Raw genomic sequence first — 2,087 nt, 5'->3', positions numbered from 1 at the left:
TTGCGCACGGCGCGGCGCAGCAGCCTGGACACGCCTGGCGCGACCACCGCCTCGCCGGCGGCCTGCGGGTCCAGCTCGGCGCCGGCCCGCGCGCATTCCTCGGCCGCCAGCCCGGTGAGGTCGACCGGCTCGATCGTGCCCATGTCGCTTTCATGCGCGTCCAGCCTGCTGGACAGCAGGATCTCGTCGATCAGCTGGTCCAGCTCGCCGATGTTGCGCGAGATCTCGGCGCGCGCCGCCGGGTCGGTGTCGCGGCCGATGAATTCCAGCCCCATGCGGATGCGCGCCAGCGGCGAGCGCAGCTCGTGCGAGGCGTTGGCCAGCAGCGATTTGTGCGTCTTCACCAGCGTCTCCACGCGCTCGGCGGCCTGGTTGAAGCGCCGCCCGAGGAAGGCCACCTCGTCGCTGCCGTCCTCCTTCACGCGCGCGCTCAGGTCGCCTTCGCCCCAGCGCTCCACGCCGCGGCGCAGGTCCTCCAGCCGCAGCGTGAGCCGCCGCACGATGGGAAAGCTGCCCACCGCCACCGCCAGGGCGACGATCACCAGCATCCACAGCAGCCCGCCGGGCCCGCGCATCCAGGAACGCCCCGGCGGTCCTTCGCCCGGCGCGCGCGGGCGCGGCGGCAGCTGGACCACCATGGTGCTGCCGTCCTTCATGTCGACGGAGAACTCCACGCCCTGGCCGGGCACGCGCACCGGGCGCGTCCGCGTCTGGCCCAGGATCTCGCCCGCCTCGCTGCGGATGATGACCTCGCGCATGGGCGACTGCTCCACGCTCTGGCGCCACAGCCAGCCGAACGCCAGCGTGAGCAGGGCCACCGCCAGCACCACCGCCAGCCAGATGCGCAGGTAGAGCGGGAAGCGCAAGCCCGCGCGCCAGGGGTTCATCAGTCCTGCTGCTTGGCGAACACGTAGCCCACGCCGCGCACGGTGAGGATGCGCTTGGGATTCTTGGGGTCGGCCTCGATCGCCGCGCGGATGCGGCCCATGTGCACGTCGATGGAGCGGTCGAAGGCTTCCAGCTCGCGCCCGCGCACCGCTTCCATGATCTGGTCGCGCGTGAGCACGCGGCCGGCGCGCTCGGCCAGCACCACCAGCAGGTCGAACTGGTAGGAGGTGAGTTCGCTGCCGCGGCCGGCCACGGTGACGGTGCGCGCGTCGCGGTCGATCTCCATCGAGCCGAAGCGCATCAGCTTGGCCGGCACCGCCCCGCTGTCGCCGCGGCGGCGCAGGATGGCGCGGATGCGCGCCAGCAGCTCGCGCGGCTCGAACGGCTTGGGCAGGTAGTCGTCGGCGCCCAGCTCCAGGCCGATGATGCGGTCCATCGGATCGCCCTTGGCGGTGAGCATGAGCACCGGCACCTTGCCGGCCTCGCCGGGCATGGAGCGCAGCCGCCGGCACACTTCCAGCCCATCCATGTCGGGCAGCATCAGGTCGAGGATGACCAGCTCGGGCAGCGCGCCCGAGGGCGGGTCCTGCAGCATGCCCAGGCCGGCCTTCGCGTCCATGGCGTGCGTGACCGCGTAGCCGGAGCGCTCCAGGTAGTCGGCCACCATGCGCGCCAGGCGGGCGTCGTCTTCGATCATCAGCAGCTGCTGCATCCGGTCATGGTACTGGCTTGCGTGGCCGCCGGGGCTGTCTTGGGCCGTTTCGGCCGAGGGATCAAGGATGGTGGACATGGGCAGGTGGGACATCGAAGCGTGCACCCATGGTGGGCAGCGGCGTTCTCGCTGCCTTGAAGCACCGGTAAAGTTAGGTAAATGCCCCAGCCTTCCCAGCCGCCTGAATCCCCCTTGCATGCCGCCCGCAGCCTGGCCGACGTCCTGGCGCTGCATGCGCGGGCGCGGCCCGGCGCCCCGGCGCTGCGCTTCGAAGGCGAGACCCTGGACTACGCGGCCTTGCACGTGCGCGTGCGCCAGGCCGCGGCCGTCGCCTGGCACGTGTGGGGCGTGCGGCCCGGCGACCGCGTGGCCTGGCTGGGAGGCAACCATCCGGGGCAGCTGGTGCTGCTGTTCGCGCTGGCCGAGATCGGCGCGATGCTGCTGCCGCTGAATTTCCGGCTGGCGCCGCCCGAGTGGGACGCGCTGG

The 2,087-nt window shown here is 72.1% G+C and carries 3 protein-coding genes; 1 reads left to right on the top strand and 2 read right to left on the bottom strand.

Annotated elements, in window-relative coordinates:
• Together H0U68_RS18370 and H0U68_RS18365 are read right to left on the bottom strand one after the other, a co-directional pair.
• Nucleotides 1-887, bottom strand: an 887-nt coding sequence (locus H0U68_RS18370) for a histidine kinase dimerization/phospho-acceptor domain-containing protein (RefSeq protein ID WP_296358219.1), incomplete at its 3' end; no start/stop codon positions are given.
• Nucleotides 887-1,600, bottom strand: coding sequence for a response regulator transcription factor (locus tag H0U68_RS18365; protein ID WP_296358221.1), 714 nt, complete (start codon nt 1,598-1,600; stop codon nt 887-889). The genes H0U68_RS18365 and H0U68_RS18370, both read right to left, overlap by 1 nt.
• Before the next feature lie 159 nt (nt 1,601-1,759).
• On the opposite strand from H0U68_RS18365, the gene H0U68_RS18360 reads away from it, so the two are divergent.
• A partial coding sequence (locus tag H0U68_RS18360) for an AMP-binding protein (RefSeq protein ID WP_296358217.1) occupies nt 1,760-2,087 on the top strand: 328 nt, incomplete at its 3' end.

The sequence above is a fragment of the Ramlibacter sp. genome (assembly GCF_013697775.1).
Classification (GTDB): Bacteria; Pseudomonadota; Gammaproteobacteria; order Burkholderiales; family Burkholderiaceae_C; genus Ramlibacter.
Note: the sequence above shows the minus strand (reverse complement) of the source record. Positions and strands in the feature narration are given on the sequence as shown.